The organism is Micromonospora citrea (assembly GCF_049629545.1).
Taxonomy (GTDB): domain Bacteria; phylum Actinomycetota; class Actinomycetes; order Mycobacteriales; family Micromonosporaceae; genus Micromonospora; species Micromonospora citrea_A.
On record NZ_JBNADX010000003.1, the window covers coordinates 282,540 to 308,031 of the forward strand.

The 25,492-nt window shown below is 73.6% G+C and carries 22 protein-coding genes and 1 pseudogene; 8 read left to right on the forward strand and 15 right to left on the reverse strand.

The window, feature by feature from the left end; genetic code table 11:
* Positions 1 to 32: 32 nt before the first annotated feature.
* Both ACPFP2_RS05715 and ACPFP2_RS05720 read right to left on the reverse strand, forming a co-directional pair.
* Complete coding sequence (locus ACPFP2_RS05715) at positions 33 to 515, reverse strand: anthrone oxygenase family protein (RefSeq protein WP_424086795.1); 483 nt, start codon at positions 513 to 515, stop codon at positions 33 to 35.
* On the reverse strand, positions 512 to 898 hold the full coding sequence (locus ACPFP2_RS05720; RefSeq protein WP_424086797.1) for a nuclear transport factor 2 family protein: 387 nt from the start codon (positions 896 to 898) through the stop codon (positions 512 to 514). The genes ACPFP2_RS05715 and ACPFP2_RS05720 overlap by 4 nt, the downstream gene beginning before the upstream one ends.
* 70 nt (positions 899 to 968) lie before the next feature.
* On the opposite strand from ACPFP2_RS05720, the gene ACPFP2_RS05725 reads away from it, so the two are divergent.
* The gene (locus tag ACPFP2_RS05725; protein WP_424086973.1) at positions 969 to 1,550 is read left to right on the forward strand and encodes a TetR/AcrR family transcriptional regulator; all 582 of its coding nucleotides are present in this window, start codon (positions 969 to 971) and stop codon (positions 1,548 to 1,550) included.
* A 25-nt stretch (positions 1,551 to 1,575) separates the two neighbouring features.
* Here the strand turns inward: ACPFP2_RS05725 and ACPFP2_RS05730 are convergent, their stop codons facing one another.
* Positions 1,576 to 2,718 carry a site-2 protease family protein gene (locus tag ACPFP2_RS05730; RefSeq protein WP_424086799.1) on the reverse strand — a complete coding sequence of 381 codons (1,143 nt, stop codon included), beginning with the start codon at positions 2,716 to 2,718 and terminating at the stop codon, positions 1,576 to 1,578.
* Positions 2,719 to 3,083: 365 nt separating this feature from the next.
* Between ACPFP2_RS05730 and ACPFP2_RS05735 the strand changes: the two genes are divergently transcribed.
* Entirely contained in the window at positions 3,084 to 5,204 is a 2,121-nt protein-coding gene (locus ACPFP2_RS05735; protein WP_424086801.1) for a prolyl oligopeptidase family serine peptidase, read from the forward strand.
* A gap of 97 nt (positions 5,205 to 5,301) precedes the next feature.
* On the forward strand, positions 5,302 to 6,441 hold the full coding sequence (locus ACPFP2_RS05740; protein WP_424086803.1) for a DUF3103 family protein: 1,140 nt from the start codon (positions 5,302 to 5,304) through the stop codon (positions 6,439 to 6,441).
* A gap of 162 nt (positions 6,442 to 6,603) precedes the next feature.
* On the opposite strand, the gene ACPFP2_RS05745 is transcribed toward ACPFP2_RS05740, so the two are convergent.
* Positions 6,604 to 7,101 carry a hypothetical protein gene (locus tag ACPFP2_RS05745; RefSeq protein ID WP_424086805.1) on the reverse strand — a complete coding sequence of 166 codons (498 nt, stop codon included), beginning with the start codon at positions 7,099 to 7,101 and terminating at the stop codon, positions 6,604 to 6,606.
* Positions 7,102 to 7,343: 242 nt separating this feature from the next.
* Positions 7,344 to 8,174 carry a hypothetical protein gene (locus ACPFP2_RS05750; protein WP_424086989.1) on the reverse strand — a complete coding sequence of 277 codons (831 nt, stop codon included), beginning with the start codon at positions 8,172 to 8,174 and terminating at the stop codon, positions 7,344 to 7,346.
* On the opposite strand from ACPFP2_RS05750, the gene ACPFP2_RS05755 reads away from it, so the two are divergent.
* On the forward strand, positions 8,175 to 8,405 hold the full coding sequence (locus ACPFP2_RS05755; protein WP_424086975.1) for a hypothetical protein: 231 nt from the start codon (positions 8,175 to 8,177) through the stop codon (positions 8,403 to 8,405).
* A gap of 10 nt (positions 8,406 to 8,415) precedes the next feature.
* Here the strand turns inward: ACPFP2_RS05755 and ACPFP2_RS05760 are convergent, their stop codons facing one another.
* Both ACPFP2_RS05760 and ACPFP2_RS05765 read right to left on the reverse strand, forming a co-directional pair.
* Positions 8,416 to 9,339, reverse strand: coding sequence for a L,D-transpeptidase (locus tag ACPFP2_RS05760; protein WP_424086807.1), 924 nt, complete (start codon positions 9,337 to 9,339; stop codon positions 8,416 to 8,418).
* A gap of 85 nt (positions 9,340 to 9,424) precedes the next feature.
* Entirely contained in the window at positions 9,425 to 10,873 is a 1,449-nt protein-coding gene (locus ACPFP2_RS05765) for an alpha-amylase (protein WP_424086808.1), read from the reverse strand.
* 278 nt (positions 10,874 to 11,151) lie between these two features.
* Between ACPFP2_RS05765 and ACPFP2_RS05770 the strand changes: the two genes are divergently transcribed.
* From ACPFP2_RS05770 to ACPFP2_RS05780, 3 genes are read left to right on the forward strand one after another with little or no spacing between them, the layout of a single operon-like run.
* The gene (locus tag ACPFP2_RS05770) at positions 11,152 to 12,969 is read left to right on the forward strand and encodes a hypothetical protein (protein WP_424086810.1); all 1,818 of its coding nucleotides are present in this window, start codon (positions 11,152 to 11,154) and stop codon (positions 12,967 to 12,969) included.
* The gene (locus ACPFP2_RS05775; protein WP_424086812.1) at positions 12,966 to 14,435 is read left to right on the forward strand and encodes an NADH-ubiquinone oxidoreductase-F iron-sulfur binding region domain-containing protein; all 1,470 of its coding nucleotides are present in this window, start codon (positions 12,966 to 12,968) and stop codon (positions 14,433 to 14,435) included. The genes ACPFP2_RS05770 and ACPFP2_RS05775 overlap by 4 nt, the downstream gene beginning before the upstream one ends.
* A gap of 22 nt (positions 14,436 to 14,457) precedes the next feature.
* The gene (locus ACPFP2_RS05780; RefSeq protein WP_424086814.1) at positions 14,458 to 15,078 is read left to right on the forward strand and encodes a TlpA family protein disulfide reductase; all 621 of its coding nucleotides are present in this window, start codon (positions 14,458 to 14,460) and stop codon (positions 15,076 to 15,078) included.
* Positions 15,079 to 15,162: 84 nt separating this feature from the next.
* Here the strand turns inward: ACPFP2_RS05780 and serS are convergent, their stop codons facing one another.
* The 5 genes from serS to ACPFP2_RS05805 form a co-directional block, all read right to left on the reverse strand.
* Positions 15,163 to 16,449: a serine--tRNA ligase gene (gene serS, locus ACPFP2_RS05785; protein ID WP_424086816.1), complete on the reverse strand. Its 1,287-nt coding sequence runs from the start codon at positions 16,447 to 16,449 to the stop codon at positions 15,163 to 15,165.
* Positions 16,450 to 16,597: 148 nt separating this feature from the next.
* A complete protein-coding gene (locus tag ACPFP2_RS05790; protein ID WP_424086977.1) occupies positions 16,598 to 17,683 on the reverse strand; it encodes a MerR family transcriptional regulator in 1,086 nt (361 codons plus the stop codon).
* A gap of 60 nt (positions 17,684 to 17,743) precedes the next feature.
* A complete protein-coding gene (locus tag ACPFP2_RS05795; protein WP_424086818.1) occupies positions 17,744 to 18,925 on the reverse strand; it encodes a saccharopine dehydrogenase family protein in 1,182 nt (393 codons plus the stop codon).
* Between the two features lie 29 nt (positions 18,926 to 18,954).
* A complete protein-coding gene (locus tag ACPFP2_RS05800) occupies positions 18,955 to 20,130 on the reverse strand; it encodes a zinc-dependent alcohol dehydrogenase (RefSeq protein ID WP_424086820.1) in 1,176 nt (391 codons plus the stop codon).
* Entirely contained in the window at positions 20,127 to 20,543 is a 417-nt protein-coding gene (locus ACPFP2_RS05805) for a hypothetical protein (RefSeq protein ID WP_424086822.1), read from the reverse strand. Before ACPFP2_RS05805 ends, ACPFP2_RS05800 begins: the two co-directional genes overlap by 4 nt.
* Before the next feature lie 76 nt (positions 20,544 to 20,619).
* Here ACPFP2_RS05805 and ACPFP2_RS05810 point away from each other — a divergent pair.
* Positions 20,620 to 23,419: pseudogene (locus ACPFP2_RS05810) on the forward strand (LuxR C-terminal-related transcriptional regulator).
* A 151-nt stretch (positions 23,420 to 23,570) separates the two neighbouring features.
* Here ACPFP2_RS05810 and ACPFP2_RS05815 read toward each other — a convergent pair.
* The 3 genes from ACPFP2_RS05815 to ACPFP2_RS05825 are packed head-to-tail and all read right to left on the reverse strand — an operon-like array spanning position 23,571 to position 25,352.
* On the reverse strand, positions 23,571 to 24,083 hold the full coding sequence (locus ACPFP2_RS05815; protein ID WP_424086979.1) for a DsbA family protein: 513 nt from the start codon (positions 24,081 to 24,083) through the stop codon (positions 23,571 to 23,573).
* 35 nt (positions 24,084 to 24,118) lie between these two features.
* The gene (locus tag ACPFP2_RS05820) at positions 24,119 to 24,616 is read right to left on the reverse strand and encodes a redoxin domain-containing protein (RefSeq protein ID WP_424086824.1); all 498 of its coding nucleotides are present in this window, start codon (positions 24,614 to 24,616) and stop codon (positions 24,119 to 24,121) included.
* 55 nt (positions 24,617 to 24,671) lie between these two features.
* Positions 24,672 to 25,352, reverse strand: coding sequence for a BON domain-containing protein (locus ACPFP2_RS05825; protein WP_424086826.1), 681 nt, complete (start codon positions 25,350 to 25,352; stop codon positions 24,672 to 24,674).
* Positions 25,353 to 25,492: the final 140 nt, after the last annotated feature.

Sequence of the window (25,492 nt, forward strand, 5' to 3'; positions counted from 1 at the left end):
TGCCGGTCCGTCGGCAGCGACGCGGACCGCCGTCACCGTGGCTGCCGCGCAAGCGGGGTGACCAGGGTGAGCAGCAGCAGGAACGCCACCAGGGCGGCGACGGTCCGTACGTCGTTGAACAGCTCCCAGCGGCGCAGGATCGCCGCGTAATCGGGCGGCGCGCCGGTGACGGCCCAGACCTTGATCCGGCCGTTGATCGGCACGTTGCCGAGCCGGGTCACCAGGAACGAGGTCGCCACCAGCACGGACGCGGCGGCGGCCACCCGGCGGGCGGCGCCGTGCAGCAGCACGGCCAGCACCAGTGAGCTGAGGAACGCCAGCGCCATCGTGGACTGGACGACCGGGCCGTTCATCCGCATCAGCGCGGTGTGGAAGGTGAGCCGGACGTCCAGCGGAACGGCCTTGAAGGTCTGGACGACGTTGACCGCGCCGTAGCCGAAGGCTCCGGCGAGCAGGCCGGTGAAGAGCAGCGCGAGCCCGCGTACGACGGGGAGCAGCCGGGGGTGGTCGGTCACGACTCCTCGCCGGCGGGCACGATCCGGGTGAGCTGGTCGATGCGGCACAGCCGCCCGTCGGGGGCGAGCCGGCCGAAGAGGTGGATGTCGGTCGAGAGTGGCCGGCCCCGGGAGACGGCGTGCAGGGTGTAGCGGGCCGCGACCCGGTCACCGTCGATCAGCGTGTCGTGGATGTCGACGTGCCCCTCGGTCGCGGTGCGGCGGACCGGTCGGGCGTGGTCGATCAGCCGTTGCCGGCCGAGCACCGTCCCGTCGTTGCGCCAGACCAGATCCGGGGTGTGGTAGCGGTCCAGGACGACCTCGGGATCCTCGGTGCCGAAGCCCATCTCCTGGACGTAGGAGCGGAGATAGCCGGCGAGGTCGTTGCCGGGCAGCATGGTCATGTCGCCTCCTTAGCCTTGACGATGCTGTCAAGGCTAAGGGGTGGAGGTAGCGTTGACAACCGTGTCAGAGATGAAGGCGGGACGGCCGCGACGGATGCGCGCCGAGGGGCGGCGCAGCGTCGCCGCCATCCTCGACGCGGCGCTGCGGATCCTCGGCGACCGGCCGCAGGCCAGCATGGACGAGGTGGCCGCCGCGGCCGGTGTCTCCCGGCAGACCGTCTACGCCCACTTCCCGTCCCGGGACGCGCTGCTCGGCGCGGTGGCGCGCCGGCTCACCGACGAGGCCGTGGCGGCGATGGACGCCGCCGATCTCGATCAGGGTCCCGCCGCCGAGGCGCTGCTGCGGGTGGTCGAGGTGAGCTGGGCGATCTTCGACCGGTTCCCGCTGCTCAGCGCCGTCCCCGAGGCCGCCGCCGAGGACCTGCACCTGCCGGTGTTCGACCGGCTGGAACGGCTGATCCGGCGCGGGCAGCAGGCCGGCGAGTTCGACCCGGACCTGTCGTCGGGCTGGCTGATCGCGGCCACCGTCGCGCTCGGGCACGCCGCCGGGACCGAGGCCGCCGCCGGCCGGATGCCCGCCGCCGACGCCCTCGCCGCGCTGCGTGCCAGCGTCCTGCGGGTGTACGGGGTACGCACACCACCGCCCGCCTGAGCGAGTGCCGGCCCCGCGGGGCGGATCAGCGCCGGTCGGCGGCCGACTGGTGGCGGAGGCTGCCCCGCTGCACGGCCCGGCTGATGTCGCTGGGCGAGACGATGCCGACCAGCCGCTGGTCCACCACGACCAGCGCCCGGCCGTCGGCGCACTCGCTGAGCCGGGGCAACAGGTCGTTGAGCTGCTCCTCCGGCCGGGCCAGCACCAGGTCCTCGGCCCGGCAGGAGACCTCGGCGAGGGTGGTGACGCCCCGCCGGTCGGCGGGGATGCCGCGTACCCGGTCGAGGGTGACCAGACCGACCGGCCGCTCGTTCTCGGTCAGCGGCAGCGCCGAGTGCCGGTACGCGAAGAGGTAGTGGTCGACGAAGTCGGCGACCGTCATCTCCGCCGAGGCGGTCTGCGGCTGGGGGGTCATCACGTCGGCGACCCGGACACCGGCCAACGCGCTGCCCATCCGGGCCTGACGCTCCTCCACGCCGGCCGCCCCGATCAGGAACCAGCCGATCAGCGCCAGCCAGAGCCCGCCCACCCCGAAGCCGACCAGGAACTGGAAGAGACCGAGGCCGATCAGCAGCGCGCCGAGCACCCAGCCGGCGCGGGCGGCCACCACCGACGCCTTGGTCCGGTCCCCGGTCGCCTTCCACACCGCGGCCCGTAGCAGCCGGCCGCCGTCCAGCGGCGCGGCCGGCAGGACGTTGAAGACCGCCAGCAGCACGTTGATCCCGGCCAGCCAGGCCAGCGACCCGAGCAGCAGCCCCTCCGCCCCGGCCAGGGTGAGGACCAGGGCGATGCCGCCGAAGAAGAACCCGAGCAGCAGGCTCACCAGCGGGCCGACCCCGGCGATGCGCAGTTCCGCGCCCGGGTTGGGCGCCTCGCCGCGCAGCTCGGCGACGCCGCCGAAGAGCCACAGGGTGATCCCCTCGACCTGCAGGCCGTTGCGCTTGGCGACGACCGCGTGGGAGACCTCGTGGGCGAGCAGGCCGAGGAAGAACACCACCGCCGCGGCGAGCCCGGCCGCGACGTACGCGGCCACCGGCCGGCCCGGGTACGCCCGGGGGAACTGGTTGGCCGACAGCGCCCAGGCGATCAGCAGGAAGATGACCAGGACACTCCAGTTGACCCCGACCGGTACACCCGCGATCCGGCCAATCCGGAAGCTAGCCCTCATGGATCCGTCATACCCGTGGGAAGACGTCCCATGCCAGGGCGGAAGGTCACCTCGTGCGGCGGATGACCGTTTCTTCGCGGCGACCGCCCGTCTGACGAACTGGTCAGCCGTTCCGGCTGGGACGACCCAGGCGGTGGGCTGTCCGGTGATCGCGGTGATCAGGCCGGAGTCGCCGTCGTAGTGCAGGACGGTGACTCCGTGTCTTGTCATCGACGTCAAGGATCGTCCGACTCACGGCCACCTCTGCTGGTGGGCGATCATCGCCGGTGACATCGATTTGTCGCGCTTTGACATCAGGCCCCGCTGAGTCGCCATGCTGACATCCGGGCTCGGATCGGGACCGCTCATCCGGGATAGTGGCGTGTGTGGCAACTAAGATCGACGAGGGCGACGACCCGTACCTCTGGCTTGAGGACCTCGACGGTGAGCGCGCCGCCGGGTGGGTGCGGGAGCGGAACGCGGAGACCGTCGCCGCGCTGACCGGGGACGAGGCGTTCGCCGCCCTGCGGACGGAGATCCGGCAGGTGTTCGACGCCGGGGACCGCATCCCGTACCCCGGCTGGCGGGGGGACGGGTTCTACTACAACTTCTGGACCGACGCCGCGCACCCGCGGGGGGTGTGGCGGCGGACCACCCTCGACCAGTACCGGCGGCCGGAGCCGGAGTGGGACGTGCTGCTCGACCTGGACGCACTCGCCACCGAGGAGGGCGAGAACTGGGTCTGGCAGCAGGCCACGGTGCTGCGCCCCGGCTACCGGCGCTGCCTGCTCAGCTTGTCCCGGGGTGGTGCCGACGCCGTCGTGGTACGGGAGTTCGACCTGGTGCGCCGCACTTTCGTCGAGGACGGCTTCACGCTTCCCGAGGCGAAGACCGACGTCTGCTGGATCGACGCCGACCACGTCTACGTCGGCACCGACTTCGGGCCCGGTTCGCTGACCGCGTCCGGGTATCCGCGCATCGTCAAGTGCTGGCGGCGGGGCACCCCGCTGGCCGAGGCGGAGGTGGTCCACGAGGGGCGGGTGGACGACATGACCGTGCACGCCTCGCACGACCCGACACCCGGCTTCGAGCGCGACTTCGTGGTCCGCAGCCTGGATTTCTACCGTACCGAGAGCTGTCTGCTGACCGACGCGGGCGAGCGGATCCGGATCGACGTGCCGGAGGACGCCCAGTGGGACGTGCACCGGGAGTGGCTACTGATCCGGCTGCGTTCGCCCTGGACGATCGACGGGGTGACCCATCCGGCGGGTGCGCTGCTGGTCACCCGGTTCGACGCGTTCCTCGCCGGTGGGCGGGAGCTGACGGTGCTGTTCCGGCCGGACGACCGTACCGCGCTGGGCGGCTACGCCTGGACGCGACACCACCTGATCCTGGCCACCCTCGTCGACGTGCGGAGCCGGCTGGAGGTGCTCACGCCCGACGGGGCGGGCTGGCGGCGTGAGCCGCTCGCGGGTGTACCGGCGGATGAACACAGCCAGATCGTGGCGACCGACCCGGACCACGGCGACGACTACCTGCTCGACTCCGAAGGGTTCCTGCAACCGGCGACGCTGCGGCTCGGGCAGGTCGGCGGCGCGGTCGGGACGCTCAAGCAGGAGCCGGCGTTCTTCGACCCGGACGGCCTGGCGGTGCGTCAGTTCTTCGCCACCTCGGCCGACGGCACGCGGGTGCCGTACTTCGTGGTGGGGGATCCGGGCGTGACCGGCGGACCGACGCTGCTCACCGGGTACGGCGGTTACGAGATCCCGCTGACCCCGTCCTACAGCGGGGCCATCGGCCGGGGCTGGCTGGCGCGGGGCGGCAGCTACGTGGTGGCGAACATCCGGGGCGGCGGAGAATACGGCCCCCGGTGGCACCGCGCCGCGTTGCGGGAGAACCGGCCCCGGGCGTACGAGGACTTCGCGGCGGTCGCAGCCGACCTGGTGACGCGCGGCATCACCACCCCGCAGCGGCTGGGCATCGAGGGCGGCAGCAACGGCGGGCTGCTGATGGGAGTGATGCTGACCCGGTACCCGGAGCTGTTCGGCGCGGTCGCCGCGCATGTGCCGGTGCTGGACATGCGGCGCTACCACCGACTGCTGGCCGGTGCCTCCTGGATGGCCGAGTACGGCGACCCGGACCGGGAAGCCGACTGGTCCTACCTGCGCCGGTACTCGCCGTACCACAACGTCCGGAGTGGAGGGCCGTACCCGCCGGTGCTGCTCGTCACCTCGACCCGCGACGACCGGGTGCATCCGGCGCACGCCCGCAAGATGGCGGCCCGGCTGCGCGAGCACGGCCACGAGGTGGCGTACTACGAGAACCTCGAGGGCGGGCACGGCGCGGCGGCGAACAGCGCGCAGCGGTCCTTCGTGTGGGCGCTGACGCTGGAGTTCCTGTGGCGGCAGCTGACATCACGTCCCCCCACTCTGCCGCGCCAGGTCTCGTCGGGCGACGCGGTCCAGCGGGGTGATCGGTTCGCATGGGGTTCACCGTCGAACCCTTGACGTTCTCGCTATCCATATGAATCTATATGGCTTCCGGTCGTCACATTCCCGGTCACCCGCCCACGAGCCGCAGGCCGGGACACGCAGAGGAGCCGACGTGAACCCACGTACCTTCCATCGCGCCGCCCGGTCGCTCGGCATCGCGGCCACCACCCTGGCCGTACTGGTTGCCAGCCCGGCGTACGCCCGTCCCGACCACGTCACCCCGGAACCGGCGGCCGTCACCGCCAGCCCGGTGCTCGCCATCATTGACGGTGTGGCTCGCCAGGTGGCGATCGCCGACCGGCCCACCGGCGAACGCCTGAGCGCCACTGCCGCGAGCGGCCCGGTTGACCTGCTCGCCGCCAAGGTGAACGGCCGGCTCGCCGGTGACCTGCGTGCCGCCAACCAGCGGCTGCTGATCGCCAAGGGGCTGCCGGCCGACACCGGCTCGCTGCTCCGGCTGCGGTTGGGCCACCCGGACATGCGCGCGGCGCTGGCCCGCGGCGAGGCGCCGCTGGTGGCCGCCGCCTCGACCGACGATTCGGCGACGAGCGTGACCGCCTACGACCGCTCCGGTACCACGGTGGTGCTGGACGCCGCACAGGTGCCGCAGCGGCCGGTGCTGCTGGTCGAGGTGGACGTCGAGCGGGCGCTCTCCGCCGGCCTGAAGCTGATGCGCGAAGGGCTGAGCCAGCGGGGCATCGGTCAAGCTGACTCGACGGGGCCCGCGTCCCGTACCACCGCCGCTGGGGTCACCGCCACATCCGGCTACTGGGCCACCAAGGTCAAGGCCGTCCGACTCAGCGACGACAAGGAGCCCTGGATCAAGGGCGCGGCCGAGATCTACAACGTCGTGGCCGGGTTCGGGCTGGACGGCAAGGCCAAGGTCGACCTGGTGCAGATGCCGTACCTGGACCACGACGACACGACGTACTACCCGAACCAGCTCCTGGTGCACTTCTCGGCGTACAAGTACAACCTCGCCGACGTGGTCATGATGGAGGACGACGGTGACACCAACTACTCGGCGCTGGTCAAGGCGATCGCCAACGCACTGCTGGTGATCGTGGACGGCGGCGCCTACGCCCCGCTGGTCAACGCGATCCTGGATGCCATCCCGACCTCCTGGTACACCGACGACCCGGACTTCGTGGACGCCTGGTACACCCTGAGCACCACCAGCAGTGGTCGGAAGTACGGCGCGGGCGCCAACGGCTGGATGGACGTGGCACCGTACTGGGTGGCGCCGCTCTGACCCCTTCGGTCGGGCGTTGACCCGCCCTGTCGGGCAGTAGTCCGAAGGCCGCCTCTCCGTTGATCGTGCGGGAGGCGGCCCCGCTGTGGGCCGGTGTTGAACGCTGCATCGAGCACGGATCGGGCATGAGCCTCGGCAAGCCTGACTGCGCTCAAATGCAGGTCAGGCGGGCGTGGTCGTAGACTGGACCAATTCGGCCGTGTCGCTCAGCGTCGGCTTGTGGGCCTTCACTGTCGCGGTGATCGACCATGCCAGCGCGACCAGCAGCGCGACGAGGGCGGCGGGAATCAGTCCCCAGGGCATGGCGTGCGGCGAGAACGTCCAGGCCTGGCGGCCGTCGGCGAGCACCCTTGGTTGCTTGGCCGAGGCAGGGATGATGACTTCCCATTCGTATGCATTGTTGGGTTCTTCGTCGATGGCCTTCCAAGATTCCTTGACGTCGACGCCGTAGATCGGCCCTTGATGCCCGCGACCGCCCCGGGTCCAGTTGCCGACGCACCGGCTGTTCATGACCTCGAGCCGGTCGTAGGTGACGTAGCAATGGTCCAGAGTTGCGCGGGGCTGGTCGCCGGGCCACAAGCCGGCTGTCCAGCTGAGCAACCCGATGAGGACCAAGCCCACGGAGACCACTGCCGCGAGTCGCATCCTGAACGCAGTCATGGTCGCTCCTTCTCCTCACCGCGCCGATTTTTTGCGCGCTCATGGATAAACGTGCGGGCCGCTCGCAAGGAACGGCCCGCACTCGTCATCAGCCGTTGGTGCTTGTGATGATCCGGAAGGTCGCGCCACCGGTGTAGCCGCTGTCTCGCCAACTGTCCATCAGCTCGTAGATCTTGCTGATGGCCACGTAGTTGTTCCTCTCGCCCGGAGCGCATGGTCCGCTCCGGTTCTGCTGGTTGCCCTCAAGGATTCCGTAGGCCTTGTTGTCGATCTGGCTGAACAGTGGCCCGCCCGCTGTCTCCCGCCCGGGCGCACACGTCTGTGTTGATGCCGACATCCTTCGACAGGACCCTGCCGCACCGGGTGCCGACGAGGTAGTCGTCGCCCGCACCCGAGTCATACGACTCGGGGTAGTTCTTGCTGTCCGAGCCGCTGCCGGTCGCGCAGACGACCCAGCCGGCCCCGATCGCGCTGAGCGAGTGATATCCGTTGATCGTCACCCGCTGCTCTGTCGCCTGAAGACCGCACGGCGTGTCGGCGTTGCTGTCCTGGCCGCCGTTACGGCAGTACTTCAGCACGCTGTTTCGGTATCCTGTCCCACCCCAGTTTTCGAGCCAGGCACCCGACTCGGTACCGCTGATGTAGTTGAGGAAGGCAAAGTCGTAGGGGTAGGAGTTGACCTCCATGACGTACCCGCCCGCGACTCCGTGCTGGTTCAGGATGTTGTATCCGTTGTGGTGGATCCTGGTGTTGTTGGTCTTCCCGACCACGCAGTGGCCGGCGGTCAGCACCCATCCCCAGCCGTTCACACCACCGCCGCCGGACCGGGCGTTGAACCCGGCCGTGCAGCCGCCCCACGTGCCGTTGTCGCGCTTGATGTTGAGGCGGAGCCCACCCCTCATGCCGCCATAGACCGCCTTGCAATAGAGCGGATGGCAGTATCCCCAGTCCACATAGGGCGTGAAGGACTGCTTGGGCTTGGGCAGGACGCGCCTCTCGACGCCGACCGTCGACGCCGCAGCAGCCGAGTCGGCCTTGGTCTTCTCCGACGAGCCGAGCGGTGGGTCATCCACCTGCCGGTGGTCGCCAACGACCTGCTCTCCGCCCAGCGGCTGGCCCGGGTGGTGGCGCACTGGACGCACGTCCTGCCGCAGACCGAGCCGGGCGGCACCACCGTCTCGGCGGAGGACGACCAGAACGTACGCCACTGGGCCTTCTGCGACCGGAGGATGCCCGGTGGCCTGCGCTGCCTGCTGCGGCCCGAGCACGACGGCCCGTGCTCCCGGCGTTTCCGCTGGCGGTGACCGCGCGTGCTCAGGCGGTGGCGGGCGGGGTGGGCAGCTCGTCGACCACGACCAGCGGGGTGCCGGGCGGCACCTCGTCGAGGAGTCTGCGCTGGGCGCTGCGGGTGAGCCGGATGCAGCCGTTGGTGACGTTGCGGCCGAGCGTGCCGTCGTCGTACCAGCTGTGCAGGCCGATGTGCGCGCCGCGCAGGCCGGTCGGCACCGCGTCCGGGTCGTCGGGGATGGCGCCGAGGGCGAAGATGTCGACCCCGCCGTAGACGTCCTGGGGCGGGGGAGTGCGACCGAGGACGAAGGTACGGCCCAGCGGCGTGAGCTGCCTCGGCATGCCGAGGGCGACCGGCCACGAGTCGACGGCCTCGCCGTGCCGGTACCAGGTCAGCCGGTGCGGCCGGCGTTCCACCACGATCTGGTCGCGCAGCACCACGGTGCTCCAGCCGCCCTCGGGGAGCCAGGCGATACGCCGGTTGGCCGAGGGGAGCAGCACCGCCGTCCACCCGGTGCGTCGCGCCACCACCGGCATGGTCAGCTCGACACCGCTGATGGTGGGGGCGAGCAGGGCCAACGGCCGCCCGCCGGGGGCGTCGTACGCGGCGATCCGCCGGGTCGGCGACAGCCCTTCGGTCAGCGGTGTGGTGTCGTCCGGGTGCGGGTCGGCGGGGAAGCCGTCGGGGGCGGGGTCGTAGTCGACCACTCCGAGCCCGGCCGGCACCGGCCCCGCCACCGGCACCGGCTCGTCCGTCGGCGGGCCGGTCGGTCCGGTGGTCGCAGTTGCCGGTGCGGCCGCCGGTGGCGGGACGAGGGCGGCCGGCGGGGCCACCCGGTCGTGGTGCAGCGCCGAGTTGACCAGCAGGGCGAGCGCGAGCAGCACCGGTACGCCGAACGCGGTGGCCAGCGGGCCGACGCCGAAGCGGGAGGTCAAACGGTCAAACAGCACGAAACTACTCTAAGCCACAAGGAAGACCAGGGGCCTCGTCCGGCGGAATCCGTCGGACGAGGCCCCTGGCGCCGGGGTCGGGTGGTCAGGACAGCTTGGCGCCCACGTGGATGGCGACCGCGTCGTGCGCCGGGATGTTGGCGGCGAACCAGCCGGCGGAGTCCACCGTGATCACCGGCCCGCTGCACGAGCCGTTGCTGAAGGTGCCGTGGATGACGTCGCAGTACCGGCCCGCCGGCAGCCCGGCGTAGTAGGACCGGCCGTTGATCGCGGAGTCCTCGTCGTTGACGGTCAGGTAGCCCTTGCCGGTCCGGCTGAAGGCGATGTGCTGGTAGCCGTTGTCGTACCAGTTGCTGACGCCGGCGCCCTGGGTGGCGTTGTGGAAGCCGACCATGTTGGCGATGACCTGCCAGCGGTGCTCGCACTCCCAGCCGGAGAAGCAGGTGGTGTTCGAGGTCTTGTTGTTGGCGTCCGAGGGCGGGCCGGCGTCCCGGTTGCTGAAGGTGTAGCTGGACTGGACCGTCTTGGAGCCGTACGGCCAGGCCAGCATGAAGGCGTTGGCCAGGGCGTAGGTGCGGCCGTTCTTGTACGTCAGCACGCCGCCCACGTCGCGCTGGGTGTCGTGGTTGTCGACGAAGACGGCGGCCTTGCCGTTGGGCAGGTAGCCCCACGCCTCGCCGAAGTTCTTCAGGTACGCCAGACGCTCGTTGTTGAACATCCGGGCCAGGTCCTTGCCGTACCGGAACTCGTGCACGTCGCCGTTGCCGGTGTACTCACCCGGGCCGATCGGCTCGCCGGCGCCGTAGATGACCTCCTGCACGATGTACGCCGACCGGGAGAGCTTGCCCTTGATGGCGGCGATGTCGGCGGCCGGCATGTGCTTGCTGGCGTCCAGCCGGAAGCCGTCCACGCCGAGGGAGAGCAGGTCGTTCATGTACGCCGCGATCCGCGACCGCACGTAGTCCGACTCGGTCTTGAGGTCGGAGAGGTTGACCAGCTCGCAGTTCTGCACCTCCCACCGGTCGTTGTAGTTGGTGATCTCGTTGCCGGCGTTGCGGCCGCAGTAGTGGAAGTCCTGCGACTGGTAGATGCCCGGGTAGTTGTAGTGCCCGTACGACGAGCCGGCCCAGCCGGTGCCGCCCGCGTCCTGGCCGGACATGTGGTTGATCACCGTGTCGACGATGACCTTCACGCCCGCGGCGTGGCAGGTGTTCACCATCGACTGGAACTGCGCCCGGGTGCCCTTGCGGGACTCGATCCGGTAGCTGACCGGCTGGTAGGCCACCCACCACTGGTTGCCCCGGACATGCTCCTGGGGCGGGGACACCTGGACGTAGCCGTAGCCCTTCGGGCCGAGCACGTTGGTGCACTCGCCGGCCACCGAGGGCCAGTTCCACTCGAAGAGGTTGGCGATGACGGTCTTCGTGCCGGACGGCGTCGCGGCGGCCGGGGGTGCCGCGACGACGGTGGGTACGAGCAGGCTGGCGAGCGCGCCGAGGGCGACTAGCGCCGAGCGGCATCGACGACGATGCATCGGTACTCCTGGGGGTGCGGGGGACGGTGGCAGCGCGGGGGAGGGCTCAGCTGACGACTTCTTGCGAGTCGTGCTGAAATTTTCGGCAAGGTTACAAGCGCGTTGCAAGAACTGTCAACGGATGGACATGTGTCGTTGCGCAGGGCGCTACACGCGCTCCGGGCCATGGCGGTTCGAAAAATCCCGCGAGAAATTCGACACCCGCACTGATCCGTACGCGCCGGACGTCCGTACTGGATGAAGGAGCAGGTCGGCCGGTGGCGGCGTCGCCGTGAGACATGATCGAGGAGCAGATGGCCCGGGCAAAGCAGAACCAGAAGGCGGCGACCGTCCGGACCACCACCAGCAGCCGTGGTGTCCGCACCGCGTCGAAGTCCACGATGGCGCTGATGGCCGCCTCCGCCCTCGGCCTGCTGTGGGCCGGTGTCGAGATGTCCGGCAACGGCGGTGCCATGTACGCCTACGGCTTCGTCTTCACGGAGTTCTTCGCCGGAGTGGTGGCCCTGGTCTCACTCAGCCTCACCGTCATGATGGGGCTGCTCGCCACCGACCGGCTCGTGCTGCAGATCCCGCACCGGGTGCTGTTGCAGTCCGCGCACCGGGCCACCGGCATCCTCGGTGTCGCCGGCCTGGTCTTCCACGTCATCACCAAGGTCTCGATCGGCCGGGCCGGCCCCACCGACGCCGTGGTGCCGTTCATCGGCGGCTCCGGCCTCTACGTCGGCCTCGGCACCGTCGCCGCCTTCCTCATGGTCAGCGTGCTGTGGACCGGTATCGTCCGGGTCCGCTTCGCCGGCGTCGGTCCGAAGTGGTTCTGGCGCGCCCTGCACTCGATGGCGTACGTGTCCTGGCCGTTCGCGTTGGTCCACGGCCTCAACGCCGGCCGTGCCGCCAAGTCCTGGGTGACCCTGAGCTACCTGGCCTGCGTGGTGCTCGTGGTGATCGCGCTGCTGGTCCGGTTCTCGCTCTACCTCGGCCGGCGCAGCCGGGAACAGCACCAGGCCGCCGTCCTGAACGCGGCGATGACCGGCAAGGGCAGCGAGGACGGCAAGGCCCGCACGCTGCTCGGCGGCCTCGGCCGCAGGAAGGGCGAGGCCGAGGAGGACGGCCGGGGCGCCCGGGGCGGCTGGGCGGAGACCACCGCCGCCGGCTCGTGGGGCCCGTCGGGCGCCGCCCGGCGGCGCGACCCCGACCGGTTCACCGTGCCGGTGGTGCCCGAGCCGGGCACCCTGCGCGAGTCGGTCCGCGCCGGCCGGTCCCGCCGTGAGGTCGAGGAGCCGGAGCCGCGACGCCGGGAGCGCGATCTGGAGCCCGCCGCCCGCCGCGCCGAGCGGACGGAGCGCGTCGAGCGCCGGCGGGACGAGGAGCGCTCCGCTCGCCGCCGGGGCGAGGAGGACGTCGCCCCCGTCTCCGGTAATCGGCGGTCCCGCTACGAGGAGGACGTGCGGCCGGTCTCCACGGGCCGTCGGGCGCGCCTCGACGACGAGGACGTGCGTCCGGTGTCGACCGGTCGGCGGGCCCGGTTGGAGGACGAGGACGTGCGTCCCGTCTCCACGGGCCGTCGGGCGCGGCTGGACGACGAGGACGTGCGTCCGGTGTCGACCGGTCGGCGGGCCCGGTTGGAGGACGAGGACGTGCGTCCCGTCTCCACGGGCCGTCGGGCCCGCCTCGACGACGAGGACGAGCGTCCGGTCTCCACCGGCCGGCGTGCCCGTCGCGACGACGACGACCTGGCCGCCCGCTACTCCGCGCCGCCCCGCCGGCGCACGGAGGAGCCCGAGGAGCCCTGGGACAGCCCTCGTCGCTGGGAGGCCACCTCGCCGGTGTCGGCCGAGCCGATCTCCGCGACCCCGCGCAGCGGCGCCGGCCGGCACAGCGTCGACGACGACGTGCCGGAGGAGCCGGACTACTGGCGTCCGCCGGCCCGGTACGCCGGGGACGACCTGCCCGTCGACGACACCCCCACCCTGGTCGACCTGGCCTCCCGCCGGGCGTTGCGGTCCTCCAGCGAGGGCCGGGGCCGGCGGGGTCGCCGGGCCAACGCGGCGGAGGTGGACGGGGCGTACTGGGCGGGGCTGCGGGGTGAGGCCAAGTGAGCCGGACCAAGGTCCCCCCGGTGGCCTGCATCGGTGAGCCCCGGCTCACCGCCGGGTTCGCCGAGTTCGGCCGGCTCGACCTGGTCGCGCACGAGATGGTGCACGGACCGATCGGCCCGATGGAACCGGCCAACCTGCTCCGGCTGGCCGAGAGCATCCAGCTCAAGGGCAAGGGCGGAGCCGGCTTCCCGTTCTTCCGCAAGGTCAAGGCCGTGCTGGAGTCCTGCGAGCGCCAGGACCTGCCCGCCGTGGTGGTGGTCAACGCCTCCGAGGGTGAGCCGGCGAGCTGGAAGGACAAGGTGCTGCTCACCCGCGCACCGCACCTGATCCTCGACGGCGCGGCGCTGGCCGCGTACGCGCTGGACGCCGAGGAGATCGTGCTCTGCGTCGCCGACGACCTGATCGGCCGGGATTCGCTCACCGAGGCCCTCGCCGAGCGCCGGATGCCCGTCGAGACCAGCATCGTCACCGTGCCGCACCGGTTCATCTCCGGTGAGGGCGGAGCGCTGGTCAACGGCATCAACGGGCTGCCGCACATCCCGCCCGGCACCAAGAAGCGCTCCAGCGACTCCGGCGTCCGCAACCTGCCGACCCTGCTCTCCAACGCCGAGACGTACGCCCAGGTCGCCATCGCCGCCCGGCTCGGCCCGTACGAGTACGCGGCGCTCGGCACCGACGACGAGCCCGGGACCGTGCTGCTCACCGTGACCGGCGCGGCCAAGCGCCCCGCCGTCGTGGAGTGCGCCACCGGCACCCCGCTGCGCGAGATCCTCGACCTGTGCGAGGTGCCGGAGGGGCCGGGCATCCTGATGGGTGGCTACCACGGCCGCTGGATCACCCCGGAGGCGGCGGACCGGGCGGAGGTCTCCCGCAGGAGCCTGACCAGGGTCGGCGGCACGCTCGGCGCCGGCATCATCCTCCCGCTCGGCACCGACACCTGCCCGCTCGGCGAGGCCGCCCAGGTGGTCCGCTACCTGGCCGGGGAGTCCGCCGGCCAGTGCGGGCCGTGCAAACGGGGCCTGCCGGACCTGGCCCGCGCCGTCGACCTGGCGGTCTCCGGCAGCGCGCCGGTGGAGGTCGTCCGGGCCGCCGCCGGCGACGTCAAGGGCCGTGGCGCGTGCAGCCACCCCGACGGTACGTCCCGGTTCGCGCTGTCCGCGATGGAGGTCTTCGCCGAGGACCTGCGCCTGCACACCACCGGTGAGGGGTGCGGCAAGCGGGTCAAGGGCGTGATGAGCCTGCCCGGCGCGCCCGACGCCAACCCGCAGAAGCTGACCCTGGACTGGTCCCGCTGCGACGGGCACGGGCTCTGTGCGCACGTCGTGCCCGACTTCATCCGGCTCGACCACAACGGATACCCCGCCTTCCCCGCCACGCCCGTGCCGACCTGGCTCAAGGAGGGCGCGATGAAGGCCGTCAAGGTCTGCCCCGAGCTGGCGTTGCGGCTCGTCGACGCCAACAAGTAGTCAGTACCGAGAGGAGACGCCGATGCGGTCGTACCGGAGGAACCGCCCGGACCGACGACCGCCCGGACGGCTCGTCGCCACCGCCGCCGTGCTGGCCGGTGTCCTGGTCGCCGCCGCCGGCTGCGCGGCCGGCGACGACCCGGCGCGGTCGGCCACCGAGGCCGTGGTCCCGGTCGGCACCACCTCGCCACTGCCGTCCGGCGGGCCGACGACCGGCGCCCCGTCGGCCCCGGCGCAGGTGCCGGACGCGCTGCGGTTCAGCGCGAAGACCCTCGACGGTACGGCGTTCTCCGCCGCCGAGCTGGCCGGGAAACCGGTGGTGCTCTGGTTCTGGGCACCCTGGTGCGCCACCTGCGCCAGCCAGGCGTGGACGGTGGCCGAGATCGCGCCGAAGTACCGGGACACCGTGCCGATCGTCGGGGTCGCCGGCCTCGGCGAGCAGAAGGCGATGAAGGACTTCGTCACCGAGTTCGAACTGGCCGGCACGCCGCAGCTCGACGACCGGGCCGGCGCGCTCTGGCGCCGCTTCGAGATCGTCGAGCAGAGCACCTTCCTGATCATCGACCGGGACGGCAGGGTGGTCCACCAGGGCTTCCTCGACGGCGAGGACCTCACCCGCCGGGTCGCCGCACTGGCCGGCTGACGTCAGGCGCCGCTCACGGTGGCGCTGAACGGACGGCGGGGATCGGGGTGACCCGATCCCCGCCGTCGTCGTTCGGTCAGCGGATCAGCGGACCGGGGTGAGCCGGTCGGTGCCCAGCCGGTCGTGCAGCACCTCGGGCAGCAGCACCGACCCGTCGGGCTGCTGGAACTGCTCCAGGATGGCCGGGAAGAGCCGGCTGGTGGCCAGCGCCGAGCCGTTGAGGGTGTGGACGAAGCGGGTCTGCTTGCCGCCCGGCTCGCGGTAGCGGATGGCCGCCCGGCGGGCCTGGTAGTCGCCGCCCCAGGAGACCGACGACACCTCCTTGTACTTGCCGGTGCTCGGCATCCAGACCTCGACGTCGAGGGTCTTCTTCATCGCGGCGCTGGCGTCGCCGGCCGCGAGCAGGCTGGTCTGGTGGTGCAGGCCCAGCTTCTGGACCAGGCCCTCCACGTGGCCGACCATCGACTCCAGCGCGGCGTCCGCCTGCTCCGGCAGGGTGAACTGGAAGATCTCCACCTTGTTGAACTGGTGGCCCCGCACGGTGCCGCGCTCGTCGGAGTGCGAACCGGCCGCCTCGCGGCGGTAGCAGGGCGTGTACGCGAACCGCTTCAGTGGCAGCGCCGTGGTGTCCAGGATCTCGTCCTGGTACGCCCCGAGGATCGCCGTCTCCGCGGTGGGCAGCAGGAACTGCCCGCGCGGCGCGGACTCCCGGTCCAGGTGGTAGACGTCGTCGTAGAACTTCGGGAACTGCCCGGCGGCGAAGCCGGCGGTGTCCAGCAGCAGGTGCGGCGGGAGCAGGAACTCGTAGCCGGCCTCGATGTTGCGCTCGATCAACCAGTTGAGCAGCGCCCACTCCAGCCGGGCACCGAGGCCGGTGTACATCCAGAAGCCGGAGCCGCCGAGCTTGACCCCCCGCTCGTGGTCGACCAGGCCCAGCGTGCGGCTCAGCTCGACGTGGTCGCGGACCTTTTCGATGGCCGGCGGCGCACCGAAGGTCCGGACCACCCGGTTGGCCTCCTTACCGCCGGGGACGACGTCGTCGGCGGGCAGGTTGGGCAGCTCGCTCATCGTGGTACGCAGCCGGGACTGCACCCCGTCCAGCTCGGACTCCAGCTCCGCGAGCTGCTTCCGGCCGGCCTCCGGCGCGGAGACCTCCGGCTCGGCGCCGGCGCGCTTGGCCGCCGCGTACGCCCGCGCCTCGGCCTTGCGGCGCTGCCGCTCGGCGTCGATCTCGGTGATCAGGGCGCGGCGTTCCTGGTCGAGCCGCTGGACCTCGTCCAGGACCCGATTGACCTCGGCGGGATCCAGACGCTTCGCAAGTGCGGTGGCCACCGCCTCGCGATCCTTCCGGATCAACTCCATGTCGAGCATGCTGCTCCGTACGCCTCCGTCCGGGAAGTCAGGTGGTAACCCCCCGATGCTACCGTCGCGGCCCGTTGCGCCCGGGGACGGCCCGGAGGAGCGGACCCTCTCGGCCACCCCGCCGTCGTCGTCAGCCCTCCGCGCGGCGCAGGGCGGGTCAGAGGCGGATCGGCATCAGGATGGAGAAGGCGTCCGTGTCGTCCGGGCGACGGATCGCCAGCGGGGCGATCGGGCCGTCCAGCTCCAGCACCAGCTGCGGCGCCCCGGCGGCGTCCAGCGCGTCGAGCAGGTATCCCCCGTTCACCCCGACGCGCAGCTCGTCGGGTTCGTCCCCGGCCGGCTCGTCCGCGCCGACCAGACGCCACCCGTCCCCGTCGCGGACGCCGAGCACGGTCACCGCCAGCGGCACGCCCTCGTGCTCCCGGGTGACGGTGGGCGCGGCGCCGTCGCGCAGCGCCGCGCGCAGGGCCGCCGCGTCGACCGGGACCTGCCGGGTCGGCCCGTCGTCGGCCGGCCGGCGCAGCAGCCGCCGGTAGTCGGGGAAGTCGTACGGCAGGGCGGAGGCGGTGACCTCCCGGCCGGCGACGGAGGCGGTGACCCGACCGGCGGTCACGGTCAGGACCACCTCCGGCGTCACCCCGGTCCCGGTGTCCAGCAGGGCCCGCAGCGCGTCCACCGCGTCGACCGGCAGCAGCGCCCGTACGGGTGGGCCGTCGACCGTGCCGGCGGCCCGGGCCACCGCCAGCCGGTGCCGGTCGGTGGCGACCAGCCGTACGCCGTCCGGCTCGACGTCGAACAGCACGCCGGCCAGCACCGGCAGGTCCGGGTCGGTGCCGACGGCGAAGCGGACGGCGTCGACGGCGGCGGCCAGGTCGGCACGGGACAGGACGAGTCGGGTGGTCACTGCATTCTCCTCGGGTACGAGCAGGGCACGGACGCGGGAGAGCTCACGGCGGGCGTCGGCGAGGCCGTCCTCCAGCCGGCGCAGGTGCGCGTCGAGCAGCCGGCCGACCACCGCCGGCTCGTGCCGGTGCCGCAGCGCGACACCGATCTCGGCCAGCGGCAGGCCCACCCGGCGCAGCCCGGCCACCAGCCGGGCCGGGTCCACCTGCTCGTCGGTGTACCAGCGGTAGCCGGTCACCGGATCGACCCGCGCCGGGGCGAGCACCCCGGTGCGGTCGTAGAACCGCAGGGCGCTGACCGTCAGGCCGCTGGCCCGGGCCAGCTCGCCGATGCTGCGCAGCTCGCTCTCCACGCCGAGGATCCTGTGGCCTGCACCAGGTCGAGGGTCAAGCGCGCCGGCTCAGCGCGCCCCGTCCAGCACCCGGAAGGTCATCCCGGCCGCGACGAGCCGGTCCAGCAGCGCGTCACCCATCGCGGTGACCGGGGTGACCTGCCCCGACGTGGGCGGCAGGTCGTCCAGGGCCAGGCAGAGCGCCGACTCGGCGAGCATCTTCGCGGTCTCGTCGTACCCGGGGTCGCCACCGGCCACCTCGGTGAGCACCTTCCGGCCCCCACCCTCGCCCACGAACCGGACCGTGAACCACGACTTCGCCCGGACCTCGGCGCTCGGCCCCTGGCCGGAGGAGAGCCGGCCCAGCAGCCACCGCCGGGTCGGCGGCAGCTTGACCAGGCCGACCAGACCGGCCATCCCGACCCCGGCGGCCAGGATCGTCGGCAGCCGCTTCACCGCCGCGAAGTGCCGGTAGCGGAAGTCCGGGCCGTACTCCGGGCGGGCCGCCGCGGACCGGCGGACCACCTGCGGGTCGATGGTCGGCAGCGGCACCGCCCAGCGGCCGATCTCCTTCGACCGGCCCACCTTCCCTGGCACGGCGCGCACCCGTCGCCCCTCCGGACGGGGCTCGACCGCCCGGCGCGCCTTCGCCGCGCGGCTCATCTCCCCGGACCGGGAGAACGCGGTCAGCGCCGAGTGGTACGTCCCGGCGGAGAACTTGCCGCCGGCCCGGACGAACCCGTCCACGGTGACCGGCCCGTCCGTCGGCAGGTGCTTGAGTGTGTACCAGACGCCCAGGTCGTGCGGGATCGAGTCGAAGCCGCAGGTGTGCACCAGCCGGGCCCCGGTGCGCACCGCCTCGGCGTGGTGCCGCAGGTACATCAGGTCGACGAACTCCGGCTCGCCGGTGATGTCGACGTAGTCGGTGCCGGCCGCAGCGCAGGCGGCGACGAGCGGCTCGCCGTGGTGGACGTACGGCCCGACGGTGGTCGCGACCACCCGGGCGCTCTCCGCGACCGCCCGCACCGACGCCGCGTCGGTGACGTCGGCGGTGAGCAGCGGCAGCTCGGCCAGGCCCGGGTCGATGTCGGCCAGCCGGTCGCGGACCGCCGCCAGCTTCGCCGGATTACGGCCGGCGAGCGCCCAGCGCAGCCCGGTCGGGGCGTGCCGGGCCAGGTACTCGGCGGTCAGGCCACCGGTGAAGCCGGTCGCGCCGAACAGGACGAGGTCGTACGGGCGGTCGTCGCGCATCCGCCGAGTGTGCCACCCGGGAGCCGGATTCACCCCTCCGGTGTGAAGACCGTCCGCACGCAGCCGTCGGCGCGGTCCCGGAACAGCGCGTAGCCGGCCGGGCCCTGCTCCAGCGGGAGCCGGTGGGTGGCCAGGTGCTCGGTGCGCAGCTCGTCACGGGCCATCCGGTCCAGCAGCATCGGGATCCAGCGTTGCCCGTGCTGCCGGGCGCTGCGCACGGTCAGCCCCTTGTTCATCACCGCCCCCAACGGGAAGGTGTCGACGAACCCGGTGAAGGTGCCGGAGACGAAGACCGTGCCGCCCTTGCGGCAGGCGTGCACCGCCTCCCGCACGGCGAGCGGGTCCTCGACCGGGCCGTCCCGCCGGCCGGTGAACCGCTCGGCCAGCGAGGCCGGCCGGCCACCGCCGTCGGCCGCCCCGACGGCCTCCACGCAGACGTCCGGGCCCCGGCCCCCGCTGCGCTCGCGCAGCTCGGCGGGGACGTCGGTCAGCTCGAAGTTGAGCGTCTCGGCCCCGGTGTGCGCCTCGGCCATCCGTAGCCGGTCCGGGTGCCGGTCGATGACGATCACCCGGTCCGCGCCGAGCAGGGTCGCCGCCTGCGCGGTCAACTGGCCGACCGCGCCCGCGCCCCAGACCGCCACCACGTCGCCGGGGCCCACCTCGCCCAGTTCGGCGCCCATCCAGCCGGCCGGGGCGGCGTCCGAGGCGAAGACCGCCCGGTCGTCGCTGACCGTCTCGGGGACGTTGAACGCCCCGACGTCGGCGTACGGCACCCGGACGAACTCCGCGTGGCTGCCGGCGAAGCCGCCCGTGGCGCGGGGGTGGCCGTAGCAGCCGCCGGTGGGCTGCCCCCAGGCCGTCTCGGTCACCGCCGTGGAAGCGCCGCCGTTGTCGCAGCAGGAGTGCAGCCCCTGCCGGCAGTACCAGCAGCTCCCGCAGGCGACGGCGGCGCAGACCACCACCCGGTCGCCGACCCGGTGCCGGCGCACCTGCGGTCCGACCTCCGCGACCTCGCCGAGGAACTCGTGCCCCAGCACGTCCCCGGCGGCGAGGAAGGGCGAGCGCCCGTCGAGCAGCGGCAGGTCCGCCCCGCAGGTGGCGCTGCGGCGTACCCGGACGATCATGTCGTGCGCGTTGCGCAGCTCCGGGTCGGGCACCTGGCGTACCGCGAGGGAGTTCGCGCCCTCCCAGCACAGCGCCCTCACCCGGGCACCGCCGGCCGGTCCACCGGCGAGCGGTCCGCACGCAGCACCTCGCCGGTCTCCACGAGCTGCTTGACCCGGCGCAGGGCCTCCCGCAGGAACAGGCCGGGATCGTCACCGACCAGGTGGGCGGCCATCCCCGGCAGGGTGGCCACCCCGCCCAGCGGGCGGGCCGCCAGTTCGGTGCCGCGCCCGCCCGGCGCCGGGCGCAGCCACAGCTCCACCGCGCCGTCCAGCGGGCGCAGCGGCTCGGGCCACCGCCCGCCGGGCAGCACCTCGGCCGCCGGCCGGTCCACGGTCACCACCTGCCAGTGGCCCGGTCGCGGGTCGGCGCCGGCCGCGTCCGGCCGGCGTCTCCGCCCGGGTACGACCAGCGCGCGCAGTGCCGCCAGGGCCCGCCGTCCCATCCGTACCATCTGTTCCTCCCGCCGCTCGGGGGCCGGTTGCGGTACGGGCGACCGGTCACGCGCGGCCGGTCGCCCACGTAGGCCCATGGTCGGCGCGGCCCGGGTGAACTCGGCTCCCCCCGAAGGGGTGAACCGGCGCGGGCCGGGTAACCGCCGCCGACCGGGGGAGGAACGCGTCCGACGGGGGTGCACGGATGCCGCAGCAGCGCAGCACGAACGGGATGGCCGAGGCGTCCGCCGGTCCGCCGCTGCTCGCCTCCCGGCTGGCCCCGCCCGCCCCGCCGGAGCCGCTGCTGCTGCGGCCCCGGCTGACCGCCCGCCTGGACGCCGGGACCGCCGGCCCGGTCACCCTGGTCCGGGCGCCCGCCGGCTGGGGCAAGACCACGCTCCTGGCCGCCTGGGCGCGCGGCGCGTCCGAGCCCGGGCCGGCCTGGGTGCAGGTCGAGGAGGGCGACACCGGGCAACGGCTCTGGGCGTACCTGACGGCGGCGCTGCACGGCGTGGCCGGGCACGAGCCGGGGCCGCCCGTGCCGGCGACCACGCCCCGCCCCGACCAGCTGGAACTGCTCGCCGCCGCGCTGGCCGCCCGGGAGCTGCCGGTGGTGCTGGTCGTGGACGACCTGCACCGGGTCGCCGACCCGGCCGCGCTGACCGGGCTGGAGTTCCTGCTGCGGCACACCGACGGGCGGTTGCGGCTGGTCGTCGGGGCCCGGGGCGAGCTGCCGCTGCCGCTGCACCGGCTGCGCCTGGCCGGCGAGCTGACCGAGATCGGCCCGGACGAGCTGGCCTTCACCGTCGACGAGGTCGCCGACCTGCTCGTCGCGCACGGCACGCCGCTGCCCGCGACGGCGGTCACCCGGCTGCGGGAGCGCACCGGCGGCTGGCCGGCCGGCCTGCGGTTCGCCGCGCTGGCCGTCCGGGAGCGCCCGGACCCGGAGCGCTGGGCGGAGCGGTTCGGCGGCGGCCAGCCGGAGATCGCCGCGTACCTGCGCACGGAGGTGCTTGGCGGGCTGCCGCCGCAGACGCGGGAGCTGCTGCGACGTACCGCCGTCAGCCCGGCCGTGCGGGCGGACCTCGCCGACGTGCTGACCGGCCGCGACGACGGCGGGCAGGTGCTCGCCGGGCTGGCCCGCGACGGTGGCTTCCTGCACGCCGACGACAGCGACCCGCCCTGGTACCGGGCCCACCCGCTCCTGGCCGACCTGCTGCGCGACGAGTTCGGCGGGCTGGACGAGCGGGACCGGCGGGAGCTGCATGTGCGCGCCGCCGGCTGGTACGCCGCGCACGACCGCCCCGCCGAGGCGCTGCGGCACGCCCTGGCCGCGCGGGAGTGGGACCGGGCGAGCGAGCTGCTGCTCACCGGCTGGCCGGAACTCGGCCCGTACGACCGCCGGGCCCCGGCCGTCGCGCCGCCCCCGCCACCCCCGCCGGAGGCGGTGCGCCGTGACCCGGAGCTGGCGCTGGCCTGCGCCGCCGAGCGGGCGTACGCCGGGGACGCCGAGGCGGCCGAGGCCCGGCTGGGGGACGCGGTGGCGGCGGCGCGGTCCCTGCCCGCCCCGCGCCGGGACCGGTTCCGCCGGCTGGCCACTGCGGTGGAACTGAGTCTGGCCCGGCTGGCGGGCGACCACCGGGAGGTCCGCGCCGCCGCAGCCCGGCTCCTGGGCACCCGCGCCCCCGCCGGCTCCACCGTGGACGACGATCCGCGCACCGGTGCGGGGGAGGACGCCGACGTGCGGGCGGTGGCCGGGGCGGCGCTCGGCCTGGTCGATCTCGCCGAGGGTGACCTGCGGGCGGCGGCGGCCCGGCTGGCCGGCGCGTACGACGCCGCGCGGGAGGCCGGCCGGCCGCGCACCGCGTTGGTCTGCGCGGCCCGGCTGGCCCTGCTGCGCGCCCTGGCCGGTGAGTTGCGCGCAGCCGAACGGACCGCCCGGGCGGCGCTGGAGATGCCGCCCTGCCAGGGCTGGTCGAGCCGGACCGAGTGCGCCTACGCGCACCTGGCGTTGGCGCTGGTGGCGGTGCACCGTGACCAGCCCGAGGAGGCCACCGCGCGGCTCGCCCTGACCGGCGCGGCCGGCGCGGAGAGCACCGGCGCGGCCGCCGCGGCGCTCTGCCGGGCCACCCTGCTGCGCGACGCCGGTCAGGCCGCCGCCGCGGCCCGGCTGGTGGCCGCCGCGCGCATCGAGGCGCGGCCGGACGGGGAACTCGCGGACCGGCTGCTCGCCCTGGAGGCGGACCTGCGCGGCGAGCAGGGGGACGTGGACACCGCCCGGGCGCTGATCGCCGACCGGGCGCGGGAGCCCGACCCGGCGCCGGCGCTGGCGGTGGCGCTGACCCGGGTGGAGCTGCGGGCCGGTGACGTGCGGGCCGCCGGGTACGCCCTGCCGGAGTGGGACACCCCGGTCGCCGAGGGCTGGCCACTGCCGGTACGCCTCGCCGCCGGGGTGCTGGACGCGGTGCTGGCCCGGCGCGGCGGCGACGACCAGCGGGCCGGCCGGCTGCTGGAGCGGGTGCTCGACCTGGCCGCGCCGGAGGGGTACCGGCGGGTGTTCACCCGCGCCGAGCCGGCGGTACGCGACCTGCTCGCCGCTCACCTCGACTCCGGCACCGCGCACTGGCCGGCGGTGAGCGACCTGGTCCGGGGCGCCGAGGAGCCGGCCGTGCGGGGGCCGGCCGGGGCGGAACGGGCGCTGGACGAGCCGCTGACCGAGCGGGAGCTGACCATCCTGCGGTACCTGCAGAGCATCCTGTCCAACGTGGAGATCGCCGGCGAGCTGTCGCTGTCGGTCAACACCGTCAAGACGCACGTGCGCAACATCTACCGCAAGCTCGACGCGACCCGCCGCCGCGAGGCGGTCCGCCGGGCCCGCGAGCTGCGCCTGCTGTGACCGCCCGGCCCGGATCGCCGTGGTGGGCGGCGTGTCGTCGTGGGGACACCGCCGAGCGGCCCGCCCCCTCGACCCCGATCGGGGCGGTGCCGGGGCCCGGGCGCCGTCCGCCGCCGGGCGGTGCGATCCCGGCGGTGGACGGGTGCGGGGGTCAGGCGCCGGCGGCCGCGTCCACCACGGCGAGCAGCTCCGGCAGGTCGTACCCGCCCTCGTGACGGACGTCGTTGACGAAGAGGGTGGGGGTGCCGTTCACCCCGCTGCGGATCCCGCCGACGAAGTCCCGCCGCACCCGGTCGGCGTACGCCTGCCGACCGAGCTCCGCGTCGACCTCGTCGGGCGGCAGCCCGAGCTGTTCGACGCCGAGCGACAGGTGCACCGGGTCCAGCTGGTCCTGGTGCTCGTAGAGCCAGTCGTGCATCTCCCAGAACCGGTCCCGCCGACCGGCCGCCTCGGCGACCTCGGCCGCCGCCTCCGCGTACGGGTGCACGTTGGCGATCGGGAAGTGCCGGTAGACCAGGCGGACGGTGTCGGCCCGCTGGCGCAGCACCTCGGCGAGGTTCGGGTACGCCGCCCCGCAGAATCGGCACTGGAAGTCGCCGTACTGCACCACGGTCACCGGCGCGTCCACCGGCCCACGGACGTGGTCGACGCCGTCCACCGGCATCCGCAGTCGAGCGTTGACCTGCAACGGTGTGCTGCTCACCGGGTCACCACCTGCTGCCCTGCCCCGAGCTGTTCCAGCGCGTCGAGGATGCCGTCGGCGCCCGGGTTCACCTCGGGCGGGGAGAGGTGGCTCCAGGCCACCGTCTGGTCCCGGTCGAGCACCACCAGCGCCCGGGCCGACTGCCCCTGCGCGGTGTACGCCCCGTACCGGCGGGACACCTCGCCCTTGGGCTCGAAGTCCGCCAGCAGCGGGAACCGGACGCCCTGGGCCTCGGCGAAAGCGCGGTGGGACCAGAGGCTGTCCACCGAGATGCCGAACAGCACCGCGTCGTAGCGGTCGAACTCCGGCATCGCGGCCTGGTAGAGCGCCATCTGGTCGCCGCAGACCGGGGTCCAGTCGGCGGGGTAGAAGGCCAGCACCACCGGCCGGCCGCGGAACCGTCCGGGACCCGTGCGCCGCCCGTCCGGGGTGGCCGGCAGGGAGAAGTCGGGGGCCGGGCTCCCGGGTCGGATCAGCCCGTCGGATTCAGTCATGACTCCCACCCTGCCGCCGGGCCGGGTGAGGGCGGCTCACCCGGCCCGGGTGGTCTCAGCGCGCCACCGTGACATGGTTGTGCACCTCCCGGATGCCGGGGGCGGACCAGACGACCCGCTCCACCTCGTCGCGCTCGGTCACCGAGTGGACCAGCCCGTCGACGACCACGGTGTCGCCGTACACCCGGACGCTGATCCGGTCCGGCTCGGTGGCGCCGCTGCGGGCCAGCGCGTCGACGATCCGGTCGGGCAGGTCGGCCCCGGACGGCCGGGTCGACGGCCGGACGGTGACCCCGTTGCTCACCCCGCGTACGCCGGTCAGCCGGCCCACCACCCGCTCGGCGGCCCGGCGCTGGTACTCCCACTCGACCGTGCCGCGCAGCGTCACCCAGCCGCCGGCCACAGTGACCTCCAGGTTCTCCACGGGCACGAACGCGTCCCAGGCCAGGGCGCGCTCGGCGGCCGAGGCGATCTCCGGGTCGGTGCGCTCGGCCGACGGACCGATCCGGACGGTCAGGTCGTTGGCGACGGCCCGGACCCGGGCCACCCGGTGCGCGGCCCGTTCGGCGGCCCACTTGGCGGCGTAGCTGTCCACCCAGCCGGTCAGCGTCACCACCCCCTCGGTGACGGTCACCCCCACCTCGGTCGGGCCGACCCGGGGGTCCCAGGTCAACTCGTCGAGCACGTCGGTCTGGATGTCCTGGTCGGTACGGGTGACGGTGGTCGCGGTGGCCATGCGCTCACTCCTCAGCAGGATCGGGGCATTTCCGGCGGCCGTGCGGCCCGCCGACCGCGATCCTGTCGCCGTCCGGGGTGAGTCGCCCTCGCCCGCTCCGGATGAGCCCCGCCGGTCGGGCCACCGGGTCTTCCCGGGTG